The following is a 26,258-nucleotide window of genomic DNA, read 5'->3' as shown; positions in this document are numbered from 1 at the left end:
AAGTGGGAGCGGCGCCAGTCCGGTCGTCCGTCTTTTTTTCGCGCACAGGTTGATTCCCGGCCACCCGTGAAGGGTTGCCGAGAAGGTTTCAGGCTTGTATTGAACACGGATCACCCATCGAATTCCGTTGGACGATGGGTTTTTATCGTGAGGGCGATCGCCGGTCCTGCGGATTATTCGTCGAATGCATCCCATACCGGCGCAAAGTCAGGGCTGACCTGGCGCTCGCGTTTGTGCTGCATGGTCGATCTCCATTTCATAAGCAGTGACGCCTGCGATATGGCGCGCGGCGATGTAGCCGAAGGTCAGCGCCGGGCCGAGATTGATGCCGCCAGCGGGGTAGTGACCGCCCATGATGCTGGCCATGTCGCCGCCCGCCGCGTACAGGCCGGCGATGGGTTGCGCCGCGCCATCCAAGACCTGGGCATGTTGGTTGACCTTGAGCCCGGCGAAGGTGCCGAAGCAGCCCGGCTGGACTTTCACGGCGTAGAACGGGCCTTGCTCGATCGGCGCCACGCATGGGTTGGGTCGTTGCAGTGCGTCACCCTGCTTGCGGTTGTAGGGCGTGGAACCACGACCGAACTGCGGGTCCTCGCCGTTGCGCGCGTGGCGGTTGTAGTCCGACACGGTGGTGCGCAAGCCAACCGGGTCGATGCCGCAGGCTGCAGCCAATTCCTCAAGGGTGTTGCCGGTTTTCAGATAGCCGCTGCGGATGAAGGATGACAGCGGCAGCGGAAATGGCCGAGAGATGCCCAGGCCATATCGACGCTGAAAGCCATGGGTGCAGATCAGCCACGACGCCACTTCTTCACCCGGCGGGGCGGCGGCGACCATGGCCGTGACGTAGTCGTAGTAGCCGTTGGCTTCATTGACGAAGCGCTGGCCGTTGCTCAGCACACCGATGATGCCGGGTTTGCCGCGCTCGATGATGTGCGGGAAGTGTCCCGTGCTGCCGTCGCTGTGCGGCACCTGCGACACCGGCGCCCAGGCGACGGCGGACGTCATGTCGCTATTGACCCGGGCACCGGCACTTTCGCCCAGGCGCAGGCCATCGCCGCAAACGCCGAGGGGCGGCAAGGCCAGATGCTCATGCCCGGTTGGTGTGCGGGGGAACAGTGCCTTGCGGCGTGCGATGTCATTGGCGAAACCACCGGCGGCGAGCACCACGGCCTTGCGTGCATGGATGCGCACCGAGCCTTTGCTGGTGATGACCACTGCACCGCGTACCTGATCATTCTCGCGCAGCAATCGGGTCACGAGCGCTGACTCCCAGAGCAACACGCCGAGGTCATCGGCGGATTTCGCCAGGCGTGCCACCAAGGCCACGCCGTTGACCAGTTGCATCGCCCGGCCATGCAGGGCGAGGTCGAACAGGTGACGGCTGAAACGCCGCGTAACGTGCCAGGCCGCCGACAGCGAGCGGGTCAGGTTGAGGAATGCCGTGAGGTCCGCCCCCGCCATGATCGGCATGCCCATGAACGAGGTTTCCCGCATGGTTTTGCGCAGACGCTTGAGCAGTGTGCCGACCTTTCGTGCGTCGTAAGGGGCGGCGATCACTGAGCGTCCGCCGGTGCCTGCCCCGGGCGTGTCGCCATGAATGTCGGCAATGGCGTTGCCGTCGGCGAACTGCAGCGAGGTGTGCTGCTCGAAGAACGACACCATCCGCGGGCCGGCTTCCAGGAAAGCGTCGATCATCGCCGGATCAAAGCGTTCACCCAGCTCGTGTTTCAGGTAAGTGCGCGGCAGTTCAACCTCTTCGACGATGCCCGCGCGTCGGGCCAGCGGGTTGCATGGCACCCAGGCCCAGCCACCGGACCAGGCCGTGGCACCGCCGAACACCGGGTCCTTTTCTACCACTATGACTTTCAGTCCATGCCACGCGGCGGTCACGGCCGCCGACAGTCCCGCCGCACCGGAGCCAACGATCAGCACATCGCAGTCGATGTCGGGAAGAAAGTGCGCTTCGGCAGGCATTGTTTGAACTCCGGTGTTTTATTGTTTTGGAATCTGGTTCCAGAAAATATAAGCATCAGGTAAAGCCGAACAAGCCTGAAGGGCGTAAAGCGGGCGGTTATCGAACGCTCAGTTCCAGATTTCGCATTCGTGCGGTTGTCTTCTAGAATCGAGCAAATTTTGCGTGGAAGCGACCATGGCCGGCAGTCAGATCGAACGTGTTTTCAGTGTGCTCGAAAGCCTCACCAGCGATCCCCGTGGCCTGCCGATGCAGACCCTGGCGGAGCAACTGGACATCCCCAAGAGCGCGACCCATCGCCTGCTGGCCGAGCTGATCCGCCTCGGTTATGTGCGGCAGAATCCGGATAATTTGCGTTATCACCTCTCGACCAAACTGGTGGCGATGGGTTTCCGCTACCTGTCGAGCAGCGGTGCCGACATCGTGCAGCCGGTGCTTGACCGCCTGGCCCAGGAAGCCGGCGAGTTGGTGCGTCTCGGGGTGATCGACGGTGAGCGTCAGACCTGGATCGCCAAATCCCAGGGTGCACGCTCCGGTCTGCGTTACGACCCGGACATGGGGCGCGATGCGCCGTTGTTTTACACCGCCTCGGGGCATGCGTGGCTGGCGTGCATGAGCGATGCCGAAGCCTTGTCGCTGGTGGAGCGGCAGGGCGCGCAGGTGCCGGAACATGTGGGGCCGAACGCGCCGCGCTCGAACATCGAATTGCTCGAACGCCTGCGTATGGCGCGGGAGCAGGGCTACGCCTGGGTCGAGGAGAGCTCGGCGGTAGGCACTTCGGCAATTGCGGCAGTGGTGCGCCATCCCGCCGATGGACGGGTGATCGGCGTACTCAGCATCGCCGGGCCGAGCGCACGGATGCGGGGGGCGCGGCTGCATGAGCTGGCGCCGTTGTTGCTGGCGTACACCGCGGAGTTGTCGGCGGCGAGTTTGGCCTCGGAGTTGTTTGTCTGAGTCTGGAGCAAATTCCTGTGGGAGCGAGCTTGCTCCGGGCGGCGTTCCGACGATAGCGGACTGTCAGCCAATGAAGAGGTTGGATTCAAGTCCCTCATCGCGAGCAGGCTCGCTCCCACAGTTTTAACTGCGGTGCGCCTGCGAAGCTGTGCGCTGTTCGAACACTTTCAGGACAGGTCTGTGTAAGAATCTGGAACCAGGTTCTAAATTATTGGAGTTCATCGCTCCAATAACACTCACAAGAGGACCGCATCTTGAATTCGCCACTTCGCATCGCCCTGATCGGTGCTGGCAACATGGGCCAGCAGCACCACCAGCATCTGCAATCCCTGACTGAGGCGACGTTGTGCGCCGTGGCCGATCCCGGACCGCAGGCGGCCAGTCTTGCGGCTGAATGGGGCGTAGCCTGTTTCGCCGATCATCGTCAGATGCTGGAGCAGGCGAAACCGGACGCCGTGATAGTCGCCAACCCGAACACGCTGCACGTCAGCACGGCTCTCGATTGCCTCGCGGCCGGCGTGCCGGTATTGCTGGAAAAACCGGTGGGCGTGCACCTGGATGAAGCCAGGGAGCTGGTGGCTGCCTCGAAGGCCAGTGGCGTTCCGGTACTGGTTGGACATCACCGCCGGCACAATCCGCTGATCGTCCGCGCCCACGAACTTGTCCACAGCGGCGCATTGGGTCGGTTGACCACGGTCACGGCGCTCTGGCAGTTGCGCAAGCCCGACAGCTATTTTGAAACACCCTGGCGCCGCGAGGCCGGTGCCGGGATGTTGTTGACCAACCTGATCCACGACCTCGATCTGCTGCGGCATTTGTGCGGTGAAGTGCGTCAGGTTCAGGCCATCACCAGCAACGCCATTCGCGGGTTTGCCAACGAAGATTGCGCGGCGGTGTTGCTGCAATTCGACAACGGTGCACTGGGCAGCCTGACCGGCTCCGATGCGGTGGCTGCGCCCTGGAGTTGGGAGCTGGATTCGGGGGAAAACCCGGTGTATCCGCGTCATCCTGATCAACCGTGCTACTTGCTGGCCGGGACAGGTGGGGCGCTGAGCATTCCGCAGCTAAAACGCTGGCACTACAACGAAGTCGATGGTGGCTGGCATCAACCGTTGCTGGCAACCCAGGAAAGCTTCAGTGCCGATGAAGCCCTGCGTTTGCAGTTGCAGCACTTCGTGCGCGTTGCGCGCCGGGAGGTCGAGCCGCTGGTGAGTGCCGCCGATGCCGCGCGTACGTTGGCGCTGATCGAAGCCATCCGCGAAGCCGCCGAAACCGGGCGTGCCTGCGCGCCATCGTTGATCGAGGGTTGAGCATGAGCGAGCGTATCTTCTCCCTGGCCAGCCTGACCGTGCTGGAGTTGTCGCCACCCGATATGGTCGAGGTCGCCGCGCGGGCCGGTTACAGTCATGTCGGCTTGCGTCTGGTACCGGCGACCTCAGAGGAGCACCACTTTGCCTTGGTGGCCGACCACGAGTTGCGGCGCCAGACCCTGGCGCGTCTGCGCGATACCGGTGTTCGGGTGCTGGACGTCGAAATCCTGCGGCTCAAGCCGGAAACCGTCGTCGCCGATTTCGAGAAAATCCTCGCAGTGGGTGCCGAGTTCGGCGCCAGTGAGTTGCTGGTGGCCGGTAACGATCCTGACGAACAGCGGCTGACGCAGCGTTTTGCCGAGCTCTGTGATCTGGCGGCAGCCTATGGGCTGCACCCGCATCTGGAGTTCATGCCCTGGACCGATGCGCGCAATCTTCAACAAGCCACGCGTATCGTGGAAAACGCCGGGCGTGAAAACGGCGGCGTATTAGTGGACGCCTTTCACTTCGACCGCTCTGGATCGCGGCTGGAAGATCTGGCCAAGGTTGTCCCCTCACGGTTACGGTATGCACAGTTGTGTGACGTCGCAGGACCTCGGCCGGCCGATATGGCGGAGATCTTGCGCCAGGCGCGTAACGAACGGCGTTTCCCCGGCGATGGCGATTGTGACCTGCCGGGGCTGTTGCGCGGTTTGCCGGCTGACATTCCGTTGAGCCTGGAGATTCCCACCGTGCAGTTGCTGGAGCAGGGCGTGAGTGGATTGGACCGGGCGCAGATGGCGCTGGATAAAACCCGGGAACTGTTGGCGCAGCTGTAAGCGCTGCTGTGTATTGATCGCGGGCAGGCGACGCCTTCCACATGCTCTAGGCTGACTGTGTGGAAGCGTCGCTTGACTGCGATGTTTTGACTTCAAGTAAGGAAACCCAATGACCGTCAGCACCCCGCTTTCCGGCGTCAATCAGCCCTTCAAAGGGATCCTGCTGATCGTTGTCGCAACCTTCCTGTTTTCCAGTCACGACGCCTTTTCCAAATACCTCTCCGGTTTCTATCCCATTGTCATGGTGGTCTGGGCGCGTTACGTGGTTCACACCTTGCTGATGGCCGGGATTTTCCTGCCGCAGTCCGGGCTGCGGGTGCTGCGTACCAAGCGGCCATTGCTGCAGGTGATCCGGGCGCTGTGCCTGCTGGGCACCAGTCTGTTTTTCACCACGGGGCTGATGTACATCCCGCTGGCCGAGGCCACGTCGGTCAACTTCCTCGCCCCGGTATTGGTCACCGCACTGTCAGTGCCGCTGCTTGGCGAGCGGGTGACCCGGGGGCAATGGCTGGCGGTGATTTTCGGTTTTAGCGGAGTGCTGATCATCGTTCACCCCGGGGGTGATCTGTTTACCCCGGCGGTGTTGCTGCCGTTCTGCTCGGCGCTGTTTTTCTGTTTCTATCAACTGCTGACGCGCAAGCTCAGCGAGATCGACAGCCCGACCACCAGCAACTTCTTCGCAGGCTTGTGCAACACGCTGGTGATGAGTGCACTGGTGCCGTTCTTCTGGCAGACGCCGAACCTGGTGCATGGCGCGATGATGCTGGCGCTGGGGGCCTGCGGGATGACGGCTCACCTGTTCCTGACCCAGGCGTTCCGTCTCGCGGCACCGGCACTGCTGGCGCCGTTCAGCTATTGCCAGATCATCTTCGCCGGCCTGCTGGGCTGGCTGCTGTTTTCCCATACGCCGACACTGACCACCGTGCTTGGCATTGCCGTGATCTGCTGCAGCGGGTTGGCGGCGGCCTGGCAGCAAAGCCGCCGCTAAGCTGCGGCAAAACGCAGGCAAAAAAAAGCGCAGGCCCGAGATCGGGCCTGCGCCGAGGGAACATCAGTCTTCTACTTTCGGAATCTTGCGCGGTGCCATGAAGTACATCCAGGTCAGCGCAATGAAGTACATCGCCGGAATCATGGTGAACAGCACGGTGTAGTTGTTGTTGGTGATGGTCAGGATGTGGCCGACCAGTTGGGTCATGAACATCCCGCCAATCGCCGCACACATGCCGCCGAAGCCGAACACCGTACTCATCATGTGCTTGGGCGTGTAGTCCATCACCAGGCTCCAGATGTTCGCGGTCCAGGCCTGGTGCGCGCCGATGGCCAGGGAGATGGCGGCCACCGCGACCCACAGGTTGCTGGAGCCGGCCGCCATGATCACGCCGATGATGCAGCAGGCGAACAGGAACATGGACATCAGTCGCGCCTTGATCGGGTTGACGCCGCGACCGATCAGGAACGAGGAGAGGATGCCGCCGCCAACGCTACCGAAGTCGGCAGTGAGGTAGATGATGATCAGCGGGATACCCATCTGGGTGACGTTGATGCCCAGGTTGTATTGCTGGTTGAGGAACGGCGGCAGCCAGTACAGGTAGAACCAGAACACCGGCGCGGTGATCGAGTAGGCGAGGGCGAAGGCCCAGGTGCCGCGCATGCGCAGGATTTTCGAGAACGGTACGCGGGTTTGTTCCGGTTCGACTTCGTTCTGGATGTAGTCCAGCTCCGACTGTTTGACGCTCGGATGGTCTTCCGGGTTGAAGTACTTCAGGCCCCAGAACAGCAGCCAGATTCCGCCCAGTGCCGACATGCACAGGAACGCGGCCTGCCAGCCCCAGACGTGCAGGATCAGTGGCAGCAGCATCGGGGTGAACATCGCACCGACGTTGGTGCCGGCGTTGAAAATGCCGGTGGCCACGGCGCGCTCGCCGGCCGGGAACCACAGGCGGGTGGTTTTCACGCAAGCCGGGTAGTTGGCTGCTTCGGTCAGGCCGAGGATGAATCGGCAAACCATGAAGCCGACCGCCGAAGTGGCCAGGCCGTGGGCGCCGGTCGCCAGGCTCCAGAGCAGCACCGCGCAGAAGAACACGCGCTTGACGCCGACCCGGTCGATCAAGCGGCCTTGCAGCACGAAGCCGATGGCGTAACCGACCTGGAACCAGAAGTTGATGTTGGCGTAGTCCATCGCCGTCCAGCTCATTTCCTTGGCCAGGATAGGCTGCATCACGCCCAGGGCGGCGCGGTCGATGTAGTTCAGGGTAGTGGCGAAAAACACCAGCGCCAGCATGCCCCAACGGGTTTTGCCGACTGCCATGGCGCCGCGAATCTTGTCGCCGATACCGCCGGTGGCGGTGCTCATGGCTGGAGCCATGCGAGAGCTTTGGGAAGGAATCATGTGTACCACCCGTTTTTTGAATTTGTTATTTGGTGTTTTGGACATCGCGGCCGGTGCTGCGTGTCCGGACTTAATGTGAGGACGATGTTGCGCAGTGAACAAAAAATCGTCAATTCGCTATCGGCCATTGTGTTCGATAATCGAACACAAAACTAACTGGGTAGTACACTTTAAATTGCTCAATGGACAACCCGGCTCAATAATCGGCTCACTCTTTTAAAAGCGGCGCAAATTCCCTGTAGCCGAAGCCTCCACCGGGAGCCGAAAACATGCAGCGTTCCATTGCCACCGTATCCTTGAGCGGTACCCTGCCGGAAAAACTCGAAGCCATTGCCGCCGCCGGGTTCGACGGCGTCGAGATTTTCGAGAACGACCTTCTCTACTACGACGGCAGTCCGCGGGAAATTAAACAGATGTGCGCCGATCTCGGGATCGCCATCACCCTGTTTCAACCGTTCCGCGATTTCGAAGGCTGCCGCCGCGATCGCCTGTCGCGCAACCTGGAACGCGCCGAACGCAAATTCGACCTGATGCAGGAGCTGGGCACTGACCTGGTGCTGGTGTGCAGCAACGCCTCGGCCGAGTCCATCGGTGATGAGCAGATTCTGGTCGACGACTTGCGACTGCTGGCTGAGCACGCCGGGGCACGCGGCCTGCGCATCGGTTACGAAGCACTGGCCTGGGGCCGGCATGTGAACACCTGGCAACAGGTGTGGAACATCGTGCGTCAGGCCGATCACCCAAGCCTCGGCGTGTTGCTGGACAGTTTTCACACCTTGTCGCTCAAGAGCGATCCAAGTGCTATCGCCGAGATTCCCGGCGACAAGATTTTCTTCGTGCAAATGGCTGACGCGCCGATCCTGGCCATGGACGTGCTGGAGTGGAGCCGGCATTTTCGCTGCTTCCCGGGCCAGGGTGAGTTCGACTTGCCGGGGTTCCTTGCGCCGATCATCAAGAGTGGCTACACCGGGCCGCTGTCGCTGGAGATCTTCAACGACGGTTTCCGCGCCGCGCCGCCACGAGCCAACGCCGCCGACGGCTTGCGTTCGTTGCTGTATCTGGAAGAAAAAACCCGCGAGCGCCTGGCGCAGGAAGCCAAGCCTGCGGCCAACTCCGAGATTCTGTTCGAGACGCCCAAGGCCAGTGAGTACAACGGCATCGAGTTTCTGGAGTTTGCCGTGGACGAAAGCCTCGGCGCCAAGCTCTCCCATTGGCTGGAGCGACTGGGTTTCGTCAAGGCCGGGCAGCATCGTTCCAAGAGCGTCAGCCTGATGCGCCAGGGTGATATCAACCTGATCCTCAACTCCGAGCCTTACTCCTTCGGTCACAGTTTCTTTGAAGCCCACGGCCCTTCATTGTGCGCTACCGCCGTGCGGGTCAAGGACAGCGCCAGTGCGCTGGCTCGAGCCGTGGCCTACAAGGGCCAGCCCTATCGAGGGCTGGTGGGCCCCAATGAACTGGAACTGGCGGCGGTGCGTGCGCCGGATGGCAGCCTGATCTATCTGGTGGACCAGGATGCCGACGTCTACGGCACCGACTTCAATCTGCTGGCGGATGCGCCGGTCAGCGGTGGCCTCAAGCGCATCGACCACATGGCCATGGCGCTGCCGGCCGACAGCCTCGACAGCTGGGTGCTGTTCTATAAGAGCCTGCTGGATTTCGAGGCGGACGATGAGGTCGTGCTGCCGGATCCTTATGGTCTGGTGAAGAGCCGTGCCTTGCGCAGCCGCGACAGTTCGATCCGCCTGCCACTGAACATTTCCGAGAACCGCAACACCGCGATCTCACACGCGCTGTCGAGTTATCGCGGCTCCGGCGTGCATCACATCGCGTTTGATTGTGATGACATCTTTGCCCAGGTCAGTCGTGCAAAAGAGGCGGGCGTGCCGCTGTTGGATATCCCGCTCAACTACTACGATGACCTGGCGGCGCGGTTCGATTTCGACGACGAGTTCCTGAGTGAACTGGCCTACTACAATGTGTTGTACGACCGCGATGCCCAGGGCGGTGAGCTGTTTCATGTGTACACCGAGCCGTTCGAAGGGCGCTTCTTCTTCGAGATCATCCAGCGTAAAAACGGTTATGCCGGCTACGGCGCGGCCAACGTCGCGGTGCGCCTGGCGGCCATGGCCAAATCCCGTAGCGGCGCATTGCGCCAGGCGAAGTTGTAGGTAATTCGTAAACGCGGGATTAAACGTGGGCCGCGCGGCTTCCTTCACCGTGCCGCGCGGCCCATAATCGCCAGCCTGTGCAGTGATGGCCGTGAGCCCGCAATGACAATGACTTCAGAACTCCCCGCAGCCTCCGTAGAAACTGGTGCCGAGCCGCGCAAGAGTCGCAAGAACAACCCGGAAAAGACCCGCGAAAACATCCTGCAGGAGGCGATTGTCGAATTCGTCCAGCAGGGGCTTTCCGGTGCTCGCGTCGATGCCATCGCCGAGCGCATCCACACCTCCAAGCGCATGATCTATTACTACTTCGGCAGTAAGGAGCAGCTCTACGTCGAGGTGCTGGAGAAACTCTACGGCGATATCCGCAACACCGAAAATCGCCTGCACCTGGCGGAGTTGGCGCCGGTCGAAGCCATTCGGCGGCTGGTGGAGTTCACCTTCGATCACCATGATCGCAATGTCGATTTCGTGCGCATCGTCAGCATCGAGAACATTCACAACGCCGAGTACGTGAAGCGCTCCGATGCGATCAAGGCGATGAACAACACTATCCTCGATTCACTGGGCGAGATTCTGCGTCGCGGCGCCGAGCAGGGGCTGTTCCGTACCGGTCTTGATCCGCTGGATGTGCATCTGCTGATCAGTTCGTTCTGCTTCTATCGCGTCTCGAACCGCCACACCTTTGGTGAGATTTTTCAGATCGACCTGCCGGATGAACGCATCAAGCAGCGTCATCGGGAGATGATTTGCGAGTCGGTGTTGCGTTATTTGCAGGCTTGAAAAGATCGCAGCCTTCGGCAGCTCCTACGTCAATCGCATTGATCTGTAGGAGCTGCCGAAGGCTGCGATCTTTTGATTTTCAGTCATTCATGCTCTGGAAATGCTCAAGCATCCGCTGGGCATCCGGCACCACGCCGCTGAACAACTCGAACGCCTTCACCGCCTGGAACACCGCCATGTTGCCGCCGTCCAGTGTCCGGCAACCGAGGGCGCGGGCGTTGCGCAGCAGTTCGGTTTCCAGCGGGAAGTAAACGATCTCCGCTACCCACAATTCTGCCCGCAGCAACTCCACCGGCACCGGCATGCCCGGCAGCTTTTTCATGCCCATCGGCGTGGTGTTCACCAGGCCGTCAGCCTGGGCCATGGCGCCGGCCAGGTCATACCCGGCCACCGCCCGACTGACGCCGAAATGCTGATTGAGATTGTCAGCCAGATCCTGGGCGCGGCGGATGTCCACGTCAAAAATGCTCAGCTGTTGTACGCCCTCGCTCAACAATGCGTGGGCCACCGCCGCACCTGCGCCGCCGGCGCCCATCTGTACGACGCGTTCAACGGCAACGCCTTTCAAACCCCGGCGAAAACCCTCGGCAAAGCCCAGGCAATCGGTGTTGTGGCCGATGCGTTTGCCATCCTTGAGCACCACCGTGTTGACCGCACCGATACCGCGGGCTTCCGGCGAGAGTTCGTCGAGCAGCGGGATGACCGCCTGCTTGCATGGGAAGGTGATGTTCAGCCCGGTGTAGTTCATGCGCTCGGCAGCCATCAACAGGTCGGGGAGGGCGTTGCTGTCGAGCTTCAACTGATCAAGATCGATCAGGCGATAGAGGTAGCGCAGCCCTTGGGCATCGCCTTCATGCTCGTGCATGGCCGGTGTGCGGGAAGCCTGGATGCCGGCGCCAATCAGCCCGGCCAGTATCACGTGGTTCTGAGTCACGGCGATCACCCCTTCAAACGATGACTGAAGTGTTCCAGCGCCAGGCGATAGCCATGACTGCCAAAACCGGCCATCACCGCCGTTGCAATGGCGGATACGAACGAGTGGTGGCGGAAGGGCTCGCGGGCGTGGACGTTGGACAGGTGGACTTCGATCACCGGCAGTTCGCTGGCGACCAGGGCATCGCGGATCGCAACGGAGGTGTGGGTCCACGCGGCAGGATTGATGACGATCCCGGCGCAGCGACCGCGGGCGGCGTGAATCCAGTCGAGCAATTCGCCTTCATGGTTGGTCTGGCGAAACTCCACTGCCAGGCCGAGTTCTTCGGCGGTACGTGCGCACAGGACCGAAATGTCTGCCAGGGTTTCGTGGCCGTAAGTCGCCGGTTCACGGGTGCCGAGCAGGTTCAGGTTCGGGCCGTTGAGCACCAGAACGATAGGGGACATCGGAATCTCTCCACTTATTATTTTTGGAATAGGCCGAGGGTTTCAGCCTGTGGAGATAAATTGTACTAACTAGTTAATTTGGTCAATTGAAGTGACGACGCACTGGCTGTTTGTGGGCGGTGATCGGACACTTCCGCAGGTCAGCGCGGCAGGTGCTCCACAAGGAAATCGATAAACGCCCTCAATCGCAGCGGCACGTGACGACTTTGCGGGTACAGCAAGGTAAACGGCCGCGAGCGTCCGCCATAGGGCTTGAGCACTTCCACCAGCGAGCCGTCGGCCAGTTCCTTTTCCACGATAAAACGATAGGTCTGAAACAACCCCGCCCCGTGTTTGGCCAGGGTGACACCGCCGAGCACATCGTCGGAACAGCTGAGACTACCCTCGGCCAGAATTTCCCGGGGCACGCCTTCATCGTTGAACAACCAGGCAATGCGCCGGCCGCTGCTGGGCAATTCGTATTGAATGCATTCGTGTTTTTCGAGGTCGTCGAGGGTTTGCGGAATGCCGGCCCGATTCAGGTAATCAGGGCTGGCGATCAGCACCAGGGCGGCATCTTCCAACGGCCGGGCGATCAGGCCGGAATCCGGGATGGCTCGCACGCGAATCGCCATGTCGTAGCCTTCGCCGACGAAGTCGATGTTGCGATTGCTGATGTGCGACTCGACCTTCACCGCTGGATAGCGCGCCCGAAACTCGGGCAACAAAGGCAGGATTCGATGATGCGCGTAGGTGGTCGGAATACTGATGCGCAAGGTACCGGACGGCACTTGCTGCTGGCCCATCACCTCGCGCTGGGCCTCGACCAGTTGCGCCAGGGCCTGGCGGCACTCCTCGTAATAGCGGCGGCCACTGTCGGTCAGTTTCACGCTGCGGGTGGTACGCGCGAACAGGCGCACGCCCAGGCGTTCTTCCATGCGCGACACCGAACGGCTCACGGCAGCGGGGGTGACACCCGCCACCAGCGCCGCGGCAGTAAAACTGCCGGCCTCGGCGGCCAGGCAAAACAGCTCAATACTGCCCAACTGAAGATCGTCGAATTGTCGCTGCATGATTGATTACACCGGGGATCAGATGAAGGGGCTTGGTCAGTATTTATCAGGTGCCAGCGCCGTAATGAAAGGATTTCTTACCATTGCGCGCGGTGTTCCGCAGGGCCGGATAACGCCAGGACGCTAGTCTGAGGACGCAGAAATGATTCGACGGCCAATGCCAACGGTCGGATTCTCCAGGGAATGTCGAATACTCGGATTAATTAACCTAACGGATGGGTTAACATGAAGGTATGCAATCACAAGGGACTGTCGGTAGTGATCATGTTGCGAGACGAGCATTGTCCGCCTCATGCGCATGTGGAGGCGGGTACGTGGAGTGCGAGATTCAGATTCAGTTTTTGGCACAACGGTGTCGAACTCTGGGATGTTGTTCCGCTTTCGCGTCGGCCATCGTTGGCGGTACTCGAGGGATTGCGCCAATCGCTCCAGAAACCTGCCCATTTGCGGCGCGCCCGGGGCATCTGGTGGCGAAAATTGCAAACGGCCTGTCTTGATAATCAATTGTGGGACTGGCAAAGAAACGAAGTCGTTGTGGTGAAAAAGGTTGTCAGTACCACCAACATGATTGGGTCGGCTTGCTATGAACCTGAATCGAACAAGACGTTGCTGTCCCTGATAGGCACACAGGAAAGTGTGGAGATCGAGTTATGAAAACGATAAAAGCCAAGGTTCAGGCCGATAATCCCGTAACGGAAAGCAGCCTGGACAAAGCCATTGAACGTGGCGAATTACGTAGAAAAAATAGCCTGCAAGCGACGGCAGTTACCTACCTGGCCCCCTGTCTGGCCGTCAGCTTCGAGGACGGCAGCGGCGTATTGTTACCCGTAGCCAACTATCCGGAGTTCGAAGATTTTGAGGTCGAGGACTACGCCAGTCTGACTGTCGGCTACGCGGGTACTGCCCTGTGCCATGAAGGCAAGGACCTGCATGTATCGATCGCCGGGATGATTTCTGCGAGCAAGCCGCTGATGGCCATGGCGGCCTCGGTCGTCGCTTCGCGCAATGGTCGCCAGAGCAGCGCCGCAAAGTCTGAAGCCGCGCGGGCCAACGGCAGGAAAGGTGGGCGCCCGCGCAAGGTCGATGTTGTCTTGTAAGTGCCCACAAAAAAGCCGTCGTGAAGACGGCTTTTTTGTGCCTGGCAGGAGCCATCAACGCCGGGTCAGCATCACCCCGGATTCCATGTGATGGGTCCACGGGAACTGGTCGAACATCGCGCATCGGGTGATGCGGTGGGTGTCGTGCAGTTGGGCAATGTTGGCTGCCAGGGTCTCCGGGTTGCAGGAGATGTACAGGATGTTGTCGAAGCGCCGGGTCAGCTCGCAGGTGTCCGGGTCCATGCCGGCGCGGGGCGGGTCGACGAACACGCTCCCGAACTCGTAGCTCTTGAGGTCGATGCCGTGCAGGCGGCGGAACGGACGCACTTCGTTCAGGGCTTCGGTCAGCTCCTCGGCGGACAAGCGCACCAGAGTGACGTTATCCACAGCGTTTTCGCTGAGATTGCTCAAGGCCGCGTTGACCGAGGTCTTGCTGATTTCGGTGGCCAGCACTTTGCGCACGCGGGTGGCGAGAGGCAGGGTGAAGTTGCCGTTGCCGCAATACAGTTCCAGCAAATCATCGGAGCGATCGCCAAGCGCATCGTATGCCCAGTTGAGCATCTTCTGGTTCACCGTGCCGTTGGGCTGGGTGAACGCACCTTCCGGCTGGCGATAGCTGAAGGTGCGGCCGCCGACTTCCAGCTTCTCGACCACGTAATCGTGACCGATGACTTCGCGCTTGCCCTTGGAACGGCCGATGATGCTGACGTTCAGGTCCGCTGCGAGTTTTGAGGCCGCCGCATGCCAGTGCTCGTCCAATGGGCGGTGATAGCACAGGGTGATCATCGCGTCGCCGGCCAGGGTGGTCAGGAACTCCACCTGGAACAGCTTGTGGCTCAGGGGCGTGCTTGCTTGCCACGCTGCCTTCAGCTGCGGCATCAACTGGTTGATGCGCAGGCTGGCGATCGGGAACTCTTCGATCAGGATCGGCGTGCGTTTGTCTTCCAGGGAAAACATCGCGTAGTGACGCTCGCCGGCCTCGCGCCACAGGCGGAACTCGGCGCGCAGGCGGAAGTTTTTCAGCGGCGAATCGAAAACGGCTGGCTCCGGTGCATCGAACGGGGCCAGCAGATCACGCAAGCGCGTGACCTTTTCTTCGAGCTGAACGGCGTAGGCCTGGGAATCAAAAGTCATGCGTTGAACCAACCCAGCTTGATCACGAACAGAATCGACAGGATCACCAGCGCCGGGTTCAGCTCACGGCCGCGACCGGACATCAGCTTGATGGCGGTCCAGGAAATGAAACCGAAGGCGATGCCATTGGCGATGGAGTAAGTGAACGGCATTGCCAGCGCGGTGATCACCACCGGCGCGGCGACGGTAATGTCGTCCCAGTCTATTTCGGCCAGGCCGGATGTCATCAGCACGGCGACGAACAGCAGTGCTGGTGCAGTGGCGAAGGCAGGAACGCTGGCGGCCAGTGGCGAGAAGAACAGCGCCAGCAGGAACAGGATCGCCACCACGATGGCGGTCAAACCAGTACGGCCGCCAGCACTCACGCCAGCGGCGGATTCGATGTAGCTGGTGGTGGTCGAAGTGCCCAGCAGGGAACCGGCCATGGCGGCGGTGCTGTCGGCGATCAGCGCGCGGCCCATTTTCGGCATGTGACCGTCTTTGCGCATCAGACCGGCGCGCTTGGCGACGCCGATCAGGGTGCCGGAGTTATCGAACAGATCGACGAACAGGAAGGCGAAGATCACGCTGACCAGACCGATGTCCAGCGCACCCTTGATGTCCAGTTGCAGGAAGGTCGGGGCCAGGGACGGTGGCATCGACATCACGCCGCCGAACGGGGTGAAGCCCATCACGATGGAAATGATGGTCACCACCAGAATGCCGATCAGCACTGCGCCGCGCACGGCAAGGGCTTCGAGGGCGACGATCAGGGCAAAACCGAGGGTAGCGAGGATCGGAGCCGGTTGTTTCAGGTCACCGAGGCCGACCATGGTCGCCGGGTTGCTGACCACGATGCCGGCGTTGTGCAGGGCGATCAGTGCCAGGAACAGGCCGATACCGGCGGCAATCGCCGAGCGCAGCGGCAGCGGGATGCTGTTGATGATCCATTCACGGATGCGGAAGATCGATAGCAGGAAGAAACACACCGCCGAGATGAACACCGCACCCAGCGCCACTTGCCAGGTGTGGCCCATGTGCAGGACCACGGTGTAGGTGAAGAAGGCGTTAAGGCCCATGCCCGGTGCGAGGGCGATCGGATAGTTGGCGATCAGGCCCATGGTCGTCGAGCCGATGGCGGCGGCCAGGCAGGTGGCGACGAACACCGCGCCCTTGTCCATGCCGGTCTCGCCGAGGATGCTCGGGTTGACGAACAGAATGTAGGCCATGGCCAAAAAGGTCGTGACGCCCGCCAGAATCTCGGTCCGCACGTTGGTGTTGTGTGCCTTGAGTTGAAACAGCCTTTCCAGCATGTCTGCTCCCCGTGGCGCGCCGGGCGCCGTGAATGTATCGACCTCAACAGCAAAGCACAGGCAGCAGAACGCGCCTGGAAATTACAGTGGGCCGGAAAAAGCCGCGCATCATACCAGTAGCTTGGGAATATGGCTGCTTTGGCGGTGATCGTCGTCGATGTTTTGCGACAAAGCCAAGTGCGCCATACTGCGCGCTGGTTTTTTGGGGTGGATGGGTCCTGCATGAAAAAGCGTCTGGTTGCCGCCTTCGGAGTATGGATGGCGTTGATTCTCGGGACTCAAACGGCCGTGGCGGCCTCGGCCCCGCCACTGACGCAATTGAAAGTACTCAAGGTCGCGTCGCCGTCCTGTGGTGTCGAGAACATCGACGAAGGGCAAACCCGGACGCGCTGCGATCACAATGGCCCGAACATCACGGTGTACGTGCTGGAAGTGGGTTACGGGCGTGAGGCCCATGTCGCCCTGGACGGTTTCGAAGTGAATGGCACCCGCACACCGGTTTGCGCGTTCAAGAACGGCAACCTGACCAGTTGCACCCCCGGGGAAAAAACCGTCGGCTATTTGTATGCCCTCGATCTGGCGGGCAAGCAGGAAGGCACGCTGACCTTCAGCAATACCTCGATCAACGCGCCCGGCAACACGATGTCGACGCAGCTTTTCATCAAGTAACCACAGGTCTCGAACAAGGCGCGGGAAAGCTGACTACGCTTAAAAGATTATTCCGTGGACAGTACCTGATGACCTTTAGAGCCTTGATAGCCCTCGCCGAGGGCACTGATGACCTGCAAACCGTGACCCTGATCGATGTACTGCGGCGCGCCAAAATAGAAGTGGTGGTGGCCAGCATCGAGGGGCGGCGCATGCTCACCTGCGCCCGCGGCACTCGCCTGACGTCCGATGCGATGCTGGTGGACTTGCTGGCGCAACCCTTCGACCTGATTGCCTTGCCCGGTGGTGCGGTGGGTTCGCAGCACCTGGCAGCACACCAACCCCTGCAACAATTGATCAAGGATCAGGCGGCAGCCGGTCGCCTGTTCGCCGCCATCGCCGAAGCGCCCGCCGTGGCACTGCAGGCCTTTGGTGTATTGCGTCAACGGCGCATGACCTGCCTGCCCTCGGTCAGCCATCAACTGTCGGGCTGCACCTTCGTCGATCAACCGGTGGTGGTCGATGGCAATTGCGTCACGGCCCAAGGCTCAGGCGCCGCTTTGGCGTTTGCCCTGGCACTGGTGGAGCAACTCTGCGGTAAAGCCATACGCACGGCGGTGGAGGGGGAGCTGTTGGTTTAGATTACTTCAGGCTTTCGCTTCTTCCTTATCTTTATCTTTAGCCACGTGCATGCGATCGCGGCTGGCCAGTGTCGGGAACAGTTTGACCCACACCCCGGTCACTACCAGCGTGCCGATCCCGCCCATGACCACGGCTGGCACAGTACCAAACCAATGGGCGGTCAGGCCTGATTCGAATTCACCCAACTGGTTCGAAGCACCAATGAACAAACCGTTCACGGCGCTGACCCGACCGCGCATTTCGTCCGGGGTTTCCAGTTGAACGAACGAGGCGCGGATCACCATGCTGATCATGTCTGCCGCGCCCAACACCACCAACACCGCCAGGGAAAACCAGAACGAGGTCGACAGGCCGAAGGCGATGGTTGCCACGCCGAAGATGCCTACGGCCGTGAACATCACCCGCCCGACGTTGCGCTCCACCGCAAAACGCGCCAGGAACAGCGACATCAGCAGTGCGCCCACCGCCGGAGCCGAGCGCAACAGGCCCAGCCCCCACGGGCCGGTCAGCAGAATGTCCTTGGCGAACACCGGCAGCAGCGCCGTCGCACCACCCAATAACACCGCGAACAGATCAAGGGAGATCGCCCCGAGAATGTCCGGACGACTGCGGATGAAGCGAATGCCCGCGAGCAGAGAATCCAGAGTGGCCTTGCCCTTGTTCAGCGGAGTTTGCCGGGCCGGCAGGTTGAGCATCAGCGAACAGGCGATGACATACAAAAGCACCGTCGGGCCATACACCCAGACGCTGCCGAAGGCGTAGAGCAAACCGCCGAGGGCCGGGGCGACGATGGTGGCTGATTGCTGGGCCGATTGCGCGGCGGCCACGGCACGAGGAAACAGCGCGCTGGGCACGATACTGGGCAGCAGGGCCTGGGTGGTCGGCATTTCAAAGGAACGAGCGGCACCGAGCAGGAAGGCCAGGATAAAGATCATTTCCCGGGTGACATGATCGGTGGCGCTGCCGATGGCCAGCGACAGGGCGATTAATGCCTGGAGGGACTGGCAGATCGCCGCGACCTTGCGCCGGTCATAGCGGTCGGCGACGTGCCCGGTGTGCAGCATGAACAGTACACGCGGGGCGAACTCGACCAGGCCGACCAGACCCAGGTCGAGCACGTTGCCAGTCAATTGGTACAGGTTCCAGCCAATGGCCACGGTGAGCATCTGGAAGCCGCTGGCGGTAAATACCCGGGCCAGCCAGAACGCGAGAAAAGGGCGATGGTGACGTAACAGCAAGGGCTCTTGGCTGGGCATCTGCGGGGAAATCTGGGGAGAGGGGAGCGGCGAGATTATCACCAACCTGTAACAAAAAGTTGCCGTGAAAAAAATTTAGTTAGCCAGACATCGACTTTCTCCAGGCTCCCACAGGGAATGTGTTGCTGGCGATGACAAAAGCCGTGAGGCAACTTGTCACGCGGCAAAAGACCACGCGGTTCATCCCCGAAATTGGGACTACTCTTTCAACGTTGATTGATCCAGATCAAAACCCACAAAAGGAATTGATCCGGCGGCCGCAAGGCCAGACTCCCTGCGTTGTGATGCGTGCAAAAAAAAGAACAAACAGAGATTCGCCACACTCCATATCCGTGGGGGCCGTGGGTGCAGGCTTCCAGCCAGCAGCCGTACTACCTGACAGAGGAAGACTTATGTTCGGTTTAGAGGCACTTGATCTCGCCCGAATTCAGTTCGCGTTCACCATCTCGTTCCACATCCTGTTTCCGGCCATCACCATCGGCCTGGCGAGTTACCTGGCGGTACTCGAAGGCCTGTGGCTGAAAACCCATAACGACACCTACCGTGACCTCTACCATTTCTGGTCGAAGATCTTTGCCGTCAACTTTGGCATGGGGGTGGTTTCCGGCCTGGTAATGGCCTATCAATTCGGTACCAACTGGAGCCGCTTCTCGGACTTCGCCGGTTCCGTGACCGGGCCGTTGCTGACCTATGAAGTGCTCACGGCATTCTTCCTCGAAGCCGGGTTCCTCGGCGTCATGCTGTTTGGCTGGAACAAGGTCGGGCGTGGCCTGCACTTCTTCGCCACCGTGATGGTGGCTATCGGTACATTGATCTCGACGTTCTGGATTCTTGCCTCCAATAGCTGGATGCAGACCCCGCAGGGCTTCGAGATTGTCAACGGTCAGGTCATACCCACCGACTGGCTGGCGGTTATCTTCAACCCGTCGTTCCCGTATCGCCTGATGCACATGGCCACGGCGGCGTTCGTCGCCACCGCCTTCTTCGTCGGCTCCTCCGCGGCCTGGCATTTGCTGCGCGGCAAGGACAACCCGGCGATTCGAAAAATGCTCTCGATGGCCATGTGGATGGCATTGATCGTTGCGCCGATCCAGGCGGTCATCGGTGATTTCCACGGTCTCAATACGCTAGAGCATCAGCCAGCGAAAATCGCCGCGATAGAGGGCCACTGGGAAAACAAGGGCAACGAGGCGACTCCACTGATCCTGTTCGGCTGGCCGGACATGAAAGAGGAGAAAACCAAGTTCGCCGTCGAAATCCCGTACCTGGGCAGCCTGATCCTGACGCACTCGCTGGATAAGCAGGTGCCAGCACTCAAGGAGTTCCCGCCTGAAGACCGGCCGAATTCGACCATTGTTTTCTGGTCGTTCCGGATCATGGTGGGCCTGGGTTTCCTTATGATTTTCACCGGTTTGTGGAGCCTGTGGCTGCGCAAGCGCGACACCCTCTACACCTCGCGGCCGTTCCTGTACCTGGCGCTGTGGATGGGGCCGTCCGGCCTGATCGCGATCCTCGCCGGCTGGTTCACCACGGAAATCGGCCGTCAGCCATGGGTGGTCTATGGCCTGATGCGTACGGCGGATGCGTCGTCCAACCATAGCTTCATGCAGATGAGCATCACCCTGATCCTGTTCGTCGTGGTTTATTTCGCGCTGTTTGGCGCCGGTCTTGGCTACATGATGCGCCTGGTGCGCAAGGGGCCGAAGATCGACGAAGGCAAGGAAACCAACGACGGTGGCCCCGGCCAGAAACGCACACCGGCCCGTCCGCTGTCGGCCGCCGACGACGATCACGCCGATGCCGGCCAAAGCCTGACCAAGGAGATTTGAATCATGGGTATTGATCTTCCGCTGATCTGGGCCGTGATCATCATCTTCGGCATCATGATGTACGTGGTCATGGACGGTTTCGACCTGGGCATCGGCATTCTCTTCCCGTTCATTCCGGGCAAGACCGATCGCGATGTGATGATGAACACCGTCGCCCCGGTCTGGGACGGCAACGAGACCTGGCTGGTGTTGGGGGGCGCGGCGTTGTTCGGCGCGTTTCCTCTGGCCTATTCAGTGGTGCTCTCGGCGTTGTACCTGCCGCTGATCCTGATGTTGATCGGGTTGATCTTCCGCGGCGTGGCCTTCGAGTTCCGCTTCAAGGCCAGGGACGACAAGCGTCACCTGTGGGACAAGGCGTTCATCGGTGGCTCGGTCACCGCGACATTCTTCCAGGGCGTTGCGCTTGGCGCGTTCATCGACGGGCTGCCGGTGGTCAATCGGCAGTTCGCCGGTGGTTCACTGGACTGGCTGACACCGTTCACGATGTTCTGTGGTGCGGCGCTGGTAGTGGCGTATGCCTTGCTCGGATGTACCTGGCTGATCATGAAGACTGAAGGCAAATTGCAGGAACAGATGCATGACCTGGCACGACCATTGGCCTTCGTGCTGCTGGCGGTGATCGGCATCGTCAGTATCTGGACTCCGTTGGCCCACACGGATATCGCCGCTCGCTGGTTCACCATGCCGAATCTGTTCTGGTTCATGCCGGTGCCAATCCTGGTGCTGGTGACAATGTACGGCCTGATCCGCGCCGTGGCCCGAAACGCGCACTACACGCCGTTCCTGCTGACCCTGGTGCTGATCTTCCTCGGTTACAGCGGGCTGGGCATCAGCCTGTGGCCGAACATCATCCCGCCGTCGATCTCGATCTGGGACGCCGCCGCGCCGCCGCAAAGCCAGGGCTTCATGCTGGTGGGCACGCTGTTCATCATCCCGTTCATCCTGGGCTACACCTTCTGGAGCTATTACGTGTTCCGCGGCAAGGTCACCCATGAAGACGGCTATCACTAGTCTGCTGCACAACGAACCTGTGGGAGCGAGCTTGCTCGCGATGGCGTCGGATGCGACGCCATCAATCTTGAAGAGGATTGACGTTATGGCTGCCAAACATTCCCTGCACGACATTGAAGAAGCCGAAAAAAAGCCGCTGTGGCAGCGGCTCGGCTGGTTGGCCCTGATCTGGGCCGGCAGCGTGGGCGCCCTGTTCATCGTCGCCAGCCTGATGCGTCTGTTCATGAACGCGGCCGGCCTGACCACGCACTGACATCTCTCCCGTGGCCTCAGGGCACGGATTTATGACCCTCCAACCGGAGGGTTTTTTTTGCCTGTTACTTGCGTGCCTTGAGGATCACGAACTTCGGATTGGCCGCCACTTGCTCGACGCCACGGAACAATCGCGCCAGCTTGCTGTGGTAACCCAGGTGACGATTGCCGACGATGTACAGTGCGCCGCCCACGACCAGCGCTTCGCGGGCCTGCTGGAACATCCGCCAGGCCAGGAAGTCGCCCACCACCTGTTGCTGGTGAAACGGTGGATTGCACAGCACGACGTCGAGCGATTGCGGTTCCTGGCCGGCCAGGCCATCGCCGGCACGCACGATCACTTCCCGTTCACCCAAGGCTGCGCGCCAGTTCTCGGACGCCGATTGCACGGCCATGAACGACTCGTCCACCAGCGTGTAGTGGGCCTCGGGGTTTTGCAGGGCGCTGGCGATGGCCAGGACGCCGTTGCCGCAACCGAGATCGGCGACCCGCGCCGAGCCGAGGTTTTTCGGCAGGTGTGGCAAAAATGCCCGGGTTCCGATGTCCAGGCCTTCGCGGCAAAACACATTGGCGTGGTTGAGCAGTTCGATAGCCGGTTCGTCGAGTCTGTATCGCGTTGGGTAAGGCGACACCGCTGGCGTTGTGTCCTGAGCCGTGGCAATCAATAGCCGCGCCTTCTTCACCGCCAACGAGGCTTGCACGGGGCCGATGTAACGCTCCAGCAAGTCGCCCGCCGCCCGGGGCAGATGCTTGATCATGGCTGCAGCGACCACTTGGGCGCCGGGTGCCAGTTGGCCTTGCAGGCGGATCAGTTGTTCTTCCAGCAGGGCCAGGGTTTTCGGTACACGGATCAGCACGCAGTCGAACGGCCCGGCAGGGGTTTCGCTGGCGGGTAAGCTCTGCACCGCATCAAAGGCCAGGCCGTTGCGCACCAGGTTCTTTTCCAGACCCTGCAAGGCCAGGAACGAATCACCGCTGCTGACTACCCGTACCTTGCCCGCCAGGCTGGCCGCCAACGCGCCGAAACTGTCATTGAGCACCAATACCCGGGTGTCCGACGCCGGCTGCCGTTCGGCCAGATGATTGAGCAGGTATTCATCGGCCGCATCGAAAGCTTGCAGCGGTTCGTTCTGCTGTTCGGGCTGGCGGATCAGGTCGAGGCTGGCGAAGGGTGTTTCGAGCAAAGGCATGGGGCGGGGCTCTGGATAATCAACGGATGTCCCGCTGCCCGAAGGCGTTGGAGCGGGCGGAGCCGTCCGAGTGTACTGCGTCGTGAAGGTCTACACGCCATCACTCAGGAGGGACCGCAAATGGTACGTTTTTTTTGACTGGATTACCCGCAGGTTTTCCCGCAGCCGGGCGCTTTCAGATGGCTCCGGACCGGGCCGCGGCGATGACTGCCGCAATCTTGTTGCTGACGCCGAACTTCTCGATAGCCCTGTGCACATGAAAATTGACGGTGCGTTCACTCAAACTGAGAATCCTGGCAATTTCATAGGCCGTCTTGCCATCGGCTGAGAGTTTCAATACTTCGAGTTCCCGCCGTGACAAGGGGGGAGCCTGGGGGCGAGCCGGTTTTCTCGGTTGCATTGCGATCGCCAGAGCGTGCAAATGGCGACTGATGAATACCGAGAATCCAAGATGCTCGTACAGCTCATAGGCTGAAATCGGGCAATGACTTCTGGCCAGGCTGAGAATGCTGCGCAGACCGGTTTCCTCATCGTGGATCGCCTGGGACCAGCCATGCTGGAAACCTTGTTGCTGCAGCAACTGCCATAGCCTTGGCGTCCTGGAAAAAAGTTCTTCGCTCCAGAGAACAGGCAACGTTGAGTGATTGCAATGCGCCACTATCGGATCTATTTGCGTGGTGTTGTTTTTTTCATATTGAACGTTCCACTCATGGGGAAAATTGTTCAGGTTCACCGTACTGGCGTCGGTCCCGACTGAGTTCGAAGTAATTGAAAAGCCACAAAATTTATACCCAAGGTTTCTAGCGAAGTTGAGCGCGATTCGATAGGCCGTATTGATCTCTTGCGTGTGCGCCAAATGTTTGAGCTGTGACTCCTTCCAGATCTCCATGCGGTGATCTCCATGTGCGTGTTGTCCATGTGCGTGTTGTCCATGTGCAATATTGGATCCGAAATCCGGCACGTCACGAAGTGTAGGACAGTTCTTACGGAAAGGGTTCGACAATTTTGCTCTTTTGACTGTTGGAAAAGTGTGTTGCAGGTTCTTAGGCAATCGATGAGTTATAAGATGCCATATGGCATTTTGTAATCATTGATGTGTGTCGCATTTTGTAAACTGCCACTAGTGCAGATTAATGCCACTACAAATTGTCGGTGGTTACGCTGCTTTCTTTGCGGGACACTGGGGTATCTTTGATTGGAGCCCTCCATGTCCGTCAGTGAAGAAAAATTTACCCGTCAGACCTTGCTCGAGGTTCACCCGCTGACCCCGAACCTGTTTACCCTGCTCGCCACGCGGGATGCAGGGTTTCGTTTTCGGGCGGGGCAGTTTGCCCGATTGGGTGTCACCAAGGCTGACGGCAGCACGGTATGGCGCGCCTACTCCATGGTGTCCTCGCCCTTTGACGAGTTCCTCGAGTTCTTTTCCATTGTCGTACCGGGCGGTGAGTTCACCAGCGAGCTGAGTCGCCTGGGGGTTGGCGATGCATTGCTGGTCGACCGCCAGGCCTTCGGTTACCTGACGCTGGACCGTTTTGTCGATGGGCGCGATCTGTGGTTGTTATCCACAGGCACGGGCATCGCGCCGTTCCTGTCGATACTCCAGGACTTCGAAGTCTGGGAGCGATTCGAGCGGATCATCCTGGTCTACAGCGTTCGCGAAGCCCGGGAACTGGCTTATCAGGAGCTGATCGCAGGGCTGGCCAAGCGTGAGTATCTGGCGGAGTACGCACACAAGCTGCAATTGATCACCACGGTCACTCGTGAACAGCATCCCGGCTCATTGAACGGGCGGATCACCGCGCTGATTGAAAACGGCGAACTGGAGCGCGCCGCGGGTGTTGCGCTGACCCCTGAGCATTCTCGGGTCATGCTGTGCGGCAATCCGCAGATGATTGATGACACGCGCAAGCTGCTTAAACAGCGGGACATGCACTTGAGCCTCAGCCGGCGACCCGGTCAGGTGGCGGTGGAAAACTTCTGGTAAGAAAAACGGCGCCTCGAAGGCGCCGTTTTTTTGCTAATGCCGTCAAGGCCGGTTGTTCTGGGCCTTGAGCAAGTCGCGGATCTCGCCCAGCAACTCTTCTTCCTTGGTTGGAACCGGCGGCAGGCTAGGGGCCACGGCCTCTTCGCGCTTCAGGCGGTTGATGGCCTTGACGCCCATGAAGATCGCGAAGGCGACGATGACGAAATCGATGATGGTCTGGATGAATTTGCCATAAGCCAGCACCACCGCCGGAATAGCGCCGTCCGCTGCCTTGAGCGTTACGACCAGGTCACTGAAGTCCACGCCACCGATCAGCATCCCGATTGGCGGCATGACCAGGTCGCCGACAAACGAGGTAACGATCTTGCCGAAGGCTGCACCGATGATGATGCCGACGGCCATGTCGACCACGTTGCCTTTGACCGCGAAGGCCTTGAACTCATTTAGCACGCCCATAGGTTATTTCCTTGTTACAGATGAGATTGATGAACGCAGTGTAAATCAGCAAATCGCATTCTGCTCGAATCAACCGCCTGCTGTGCTTGCCAGAAACCGACACCGGGTGGTGTTGAAAAATTCACCGACTGATCTGAACTGTGGGGCGGCCAGGCCTTCTGCGGTGTTTTGCATATGACGTTTTTTCAGCGATATGGCTTCGTTTGTGTGAGCGAGCCAAGGTTGAGGGGCTATCACTGAATCGGGACGTTGGAAGTTGATCGGGCAGTTAGTGGCCAGCGGGCAGTATTGAAAGTCGATTACAGTTGTAGTGATGTGGACTATTTGGTTGGTTTTGGGGGCTGGCAAGTTACGTGTTTCTTTGAGTTAATAACCATGCTTTGTATAAGTGATTTCGGAGTTGTGTATTAAGTGTGTAAATGAATAAGGTTTGTATAGGTTTTCAAGTTGTACCGTAAGGCCTGTCTTTAGAGTTTGTTGGTTATTTTGAACAAAAAACTTATACAAGGCTTGTAATTGGGTGTGTATCAATATGTCTGAGTTTGGTGGGACTGTTTTAAATCATCAAAAGGGTTGTGAAATATCCAGCCGCACTCGCGCGCTTCAGCTGAGCTATCATCGCGTTTTTTCCGGGAGTTCCG

General features: G+C 60.0%; 25 protein-coding genes. 14 read left to right on the top strand and 11 right to left on the bottom strand.

What is annotated here, in order from left to right; all coding sequences use genetic code 11:
* Nucleotides 1-207 precede the first annotated feature (207 nt).
* On the bottom strand, nucleotides 208-1,974 hold the full coding sequence (locus tag AC3IP0_RS24730) for an FAD-dependent oxidoreductase (RefSeq protein ID WP_489326116.1): 1,767 nt from the start codon (nucleotides 1,972-1,974) through the stop codon (nucleotides 208-210).
* Nucleotides 1,975-2,149: 175 nt separating this feature from the next.
* Here AC3IP0_RS24730 and AC3IP0_RS24725 point away from each other — a divergent pair, with 175 nt between their 5' ends.
* The 4 genes from AC3IP0_RS24725 (at nucleotide 2,150) to AC3IP0_RS24710 (ending at nucleotide 6,042) form a co-directional block, all read left to right on the top strand.
* Nucleotides 2,150-2,926 carry an IclR family transcriptional regulator gene (locus AC3IP0_RS24725; protein WP_489326114.1) on the top strand — a complete coding sequence of 259 codons (777 nt, stop codon included), beginning with the start codon at nucleotides 2,150-2,152 and terminating at the stop codon, nucleotides 2,924-2,926.
* 254 nt (nucleotides 2,927-3,180) lie between these two features.
* A complete protein-coding gene (locus tag AC3IP0_RS24720; RefSeq protein WP_489326112.1) occupies nucleotides 3,181-4,236 on the top strand; it encodes a Gfo/Idh/MocA family protein in 1,056 nt (351 codons plus the stop codon).
* A 2-nt stretch (nucleotides 4,237-4,238) separates the two neighbouring features.
* Nucleotides 4,239-5,054, top strand: coding sequence for a sugar phosphate isomerase/epimerase family protein (locus AC3IP0_RS24715; RefSeq protein ID WP_489326111.1), 816 nt, complete (start codon nucleotides 4,239-4,241; stop codon nucleotides 5,052-5,054).
* 109 nt (nucleotides 5,055-5,163) lie between these two features.
* Entirely contained in the window at nucleotides 5,164-6,042 is an 879-nt protein-coding gene (locus tag AC3IP0_RS24710) for a DMT family transporter (protein WP_008052441.1), read from the top strand.
* A 63-nt stretch (nucleotides 6,043-6,105) separates the two neighbouring features.
* On the opposite strand, the gene AC3IP0_RS24705 is transcribed toward AC3IP0_RS24710, so the two are convergent.
* Nucleotides 6,106-7,443: an MFS transporter gene (locus AC3IP0_RS24705; RefSeq protein ID WP_489317322.1), complete on the bottom strand. Its 1,338-nt coding sequence runs from the start codon at nucleotides 7,441-7,443 to the stop codon at nucleotides 6,106-6,108.
* A gap of 269 nt (nucleotides 7,444-7,712) precedes the next feature.
* On the opposite strand from AC3IP0_RS24705, the gene quiC reads away from it, so the two are divergent.
* A complete protein-coding gene (gene quiC / locus AC3IP0_RS24700) occupies nucleotides 7,713-9,614 on the top strand; it encodes a 3-dehydroshikimate dehydratase QuiC (protein ID WP_489317321.1) in 1,902 nt (633 codons plus the stop codon).
* 102 nt (nucleotides 9,615-9,716) lie between these two features.
* Complete coding sequence (locus tag AC3IP0_RS24695; protein ID WP_489326110.1) at nucleotides 9,717-10,394, top strand: TetR/AcrR family transcriptional regulator; 678 nt, start codon at nucleotides 9,717-9,719, stop codon at nucleotides 10,392-10,394.
* 79 nt (nucleotides 10,395-10,473) lie between these two features.
* Here AC3IP0_RS24695 and AC3IP0_RS24690 read toward each other — a convergent pair whose 3' ends face one another.
* The 3 genes from AC3IP0_RS24690 to AC3IP0_RS24680 all read right to left on the bottom strand — a co-directional run bounded on the left by AC3IP0_RS24690 (nucleotide 10,474) and on the right by AC3IP0_RS24680 (nucleotide 12,826).
* Entirely contained in the window at nucleotides 10,474-11,328 is an 855-nt protein-coding gene (locus tag AC3IP0_RS24690) for a shikimate dehydrogenase (RefSeq protein ID WP_489326109.1), read from the bottom strand.
* Nucleotides 11,329-11,333: 5 nt separating this feature from the next.
* Entirely contained in the window at nucleotides 11,334-11,774 is a 441-nt protein-coding gene (gene aroQ, locus AC3IP0_RS24685; protein WP_489317318.1) for a type II 3-dehydroquinate dehydratase, read from the bottom strand.
* A 140-nt stretch (nucleotides 11,775-11,914) separates the two neighbouring features.
* Nucleotides 11,915-12,826, bottom strand: a complete 912-nt coding sequence (locus tag AC3IP0_RS24680) for a LysR family transcriptional regulator (RefSeq protein ID WP_489326108.1) — start codon at nucleotides 12,824-12,826, stop codon at nucleotides 11,915-11,917.
* Between the two features lie 225 nt (nucleotides 12,827-13,051).
* Here AC3IP0_RS24680 and AC3IP0_RS24675 point away from each other — a divergent pair, with 225 nt between their 5' ends.
* A complete protein-coding gene (locus tag AC3IP0_RS24675) occupies nucleotides 13,052-13,480 on the top strand; it encodes a DUF4160 domain-containing protein (RefSeq protein ID WP_489317316.1) in 429 nt (142 codons plus the stop codon).
* Nucleotides 13,477-13,923 carry a DUF2442 domain-containing protein gene (locus tag AC3IP0_RS24670; RefSeq protein WP_489326106.1) on the top strand — a complete coding sequence of 149 codons (447 nt, stop codon included), beginning with the start codon at nucleotides 13,477-13,479 and terminating at the stop codon, nucleotides 13,921-13,923. The genes AC3IP0_RS24675 and AC3IP0_RS24670 overlap by 4 nt, the downstream gene beginning before the upstream one ends.
* A 54-nt stretch (nucleotides 13,924-13,977) precedes the next feature.
* Here the strand turns inward: AC3IP0_RS24670 and trmA are convergent, their stop codons facing one another.
* Together trmA and AC3IP0_RS24660 are read right to left on the bottom strand one after the other, a co-directional pair.
* Nucleotides 13,978-15,057, bottom strand: a complete 1,080-nt coding sequence (trmA, locus tag AC3IP0_RS24665) for a tRNA (uridine(54)-C5)-methyltransferase TrmA (protein WP_489326104.1) — start codon at nucleotides 15,055-15,057, stop codon at nucleotides 13,978-13,980.
* Nucleotides 15,054-16,349, bottom strand: coding sequence for an NCS2 family permease (locus tag AC3IP0_RS24660; RefSeq protein WP_057713210.1), 1,296 nt, complete (start codon nucleotides 16,347-16,349; stop codon nucleotides 15,054-15,056). The genes trmA and AC3IP0_RS24660 overlap by 4 nt, the downstream gene beginning before the upstream one ends.
* A 222-nt stretch (nucleotides 16,350-16,571) precedes the next feature.
* On the opposite strand from AC3IP0_RS24660, the gene AC3IP0_RS24655 reads away from it, so the two are divergent.
* Together AC3IP0_RS24655 and AC3IP0_RS24650 are read left to right on the top strand one after the other, a co-directional pair.
* Nucleotides 16,572-17,018, top strand: a complete 447-nt coding sequence (locus AC3IP0_RS24655) for a DUF4879 domain-containing protein (RefSeq protein ID WP_489317314.1) — start codon at nucleotides 16,572-16,574, stop codon at nucleotides 17,016-17,018.
* 68 nt (nucleotides 17,019-17,086) lie between these two features.
* Nucleotides 17,087-17,638, top strand: a complete 552-nt coding sequence (locus AC3IP0_RS24650; protein ID WP_489317313.1) for a DJ-1 family glyoxalase III — start codon at nucleotides 17,087-17,089, stop codon at nucleotides 17,636-17,638.
* A 6-nt stretch (nucleotides 17,639-17,644) separates the two neighbouring features.
* Here AC3IP0_RS24650 and AC3IP0_RS24645 read toward each other — a convergent pair whose 3' ends face one another.
* A complete protein-coding gene (locus AC3IP0_RS24645) occupies nucleotides 17,645-18,895 on the bottom strand; it encodes an MFS transporter (RefSeq protein ID WP_489326103.1) in 1,251 nt (416 codons plus the stop codon).
* Between the two features lie 392 nt (nucleotides 18,896-19,287).
* Here AC3IP0_RS24645 and AC3IP0_RS24640 point away from each other — a divergent pair, with 392 nt between their 5' ends.
* From AC3IP0_RS24640 to AC3IP0_RS24630, 3 genes are all read left to right on the top strand, one after another.
* Entirely contained in the window at nucleotides 19,288-20,724 is a 1,437-nt protein-coding gene (locus tag AC3IP0_RS24640; RefSeq protein WP_489326102.1) for a cytochrome ubiquinol oxidase subunit I, read from the top strand.
* A gap of 3 nt (nucleotides 20,725-20,727) precedes the next feature.
* Nucleotides 20,728-21,735 carry a cytochrome d ubiquinol oxidase subunit II gene (cydB, locus tag AC3IP0_RS24635; RefSeq protein ID WP_056728750.1) on the top strand — a complete coding sequence of 336 codons (1,008 nt, stop codon included), beginning with the start codon at nucleotides 20,728-20,730 and terminating at the stop codon, nucleotides 21,733-21,735.
* An 85-nt stretch (nucleotides 21,736-21,820) separates the two neighbouring features.
* On the top strand, nucleotides 21,821-21,988 hold the full coding sequence (locus tag AC3IP0_RS24630; protein ID WP_489317310.1) for a DUF2474 domain-containing protein: 168 nt from the start codon (nucleotides 21,821-21,823) through the stop codon (nucleotides 21,986-21,988).
* 64 nt (nucleotides 21,989-22,052) lie between these two features.
* Here AC3IP0_RS24630 and AC3IP0_RS24625 read toward each other — a convergent pair whose 3' ends face one another.
* Together AC3IP0_RS24625 and AC3IP0_RS24620 are read right to left on the bottom strand one after the other, a co-directional pair.
* Nucleotides 22,053-23,177 (bottom strand): methyltransferase, encoded by a 1,125-nt coding sequence (locus AC3IP0_RS24625; RefSeq protein WP_489326101.1) that lies wholly within the window; start codon nucleotides 23,175-23,177, stop codon nucleotides 22,053-22,055.
* 175 nt (nucleotides 23,178-23,352) lie between these two features.
* Complete coding sequence (locus tag AC3IP0_RS24620; protein ID WP_489317308.1) at nucleotides 23,353-24,066, bottom strand: autoinducer binding domain-containing protein; 714 nt, start codon at nucleotides 24,064-24,066, stop codon at nucleotides 23,353-23,355.
* A gap of 318 nt (nucleotides 24,067-24,384) precedes the next feature.
* On the opposite strand from AC3IP0_RS24620, the gene AC3IP0_RS24615 reads away from it, so the two are divergent.
* A complete protein-coding gene (locus AC3IP0_RS24615) occupies nucleotides 24,385-25,161 on the top strand; it encodes a ferredoxin--NADP reductase (protein ID WP_489317307.1) in 777 nt (258 codons plus the stop codon).
* Nucleotides 25,162-25,203: 42 nt separating this feature from the next.
* On the opposite strand, the gene mscL is transcribed toward AC3IP0_RS24615, so the two are convergent.
* The gene (mscL, locus tag AC3IP0_RS24610) at nucleotides 25,204-25,617 is read right to left on the bottom strand and encodes a large-conductance mechanosensitive channel protein MscL (protein WP_489317306.1); all 414 of its coding nucleotides are present in this window, start codon (nucleotides 25,615-25,617) and stop codon (nucleotides 25,204-25,206) included.
* Between the last annotated feature and the right edge of the window lie 641 nt (nucleotides 25,618-26,258).

The sequence above is a fragment of the Pseudomonas sp. GL_103 genome (genome assembly GCF_057835175.1).
This window is presented reverse-complemented; position numbering and strand designations above follow the sequence as displayed.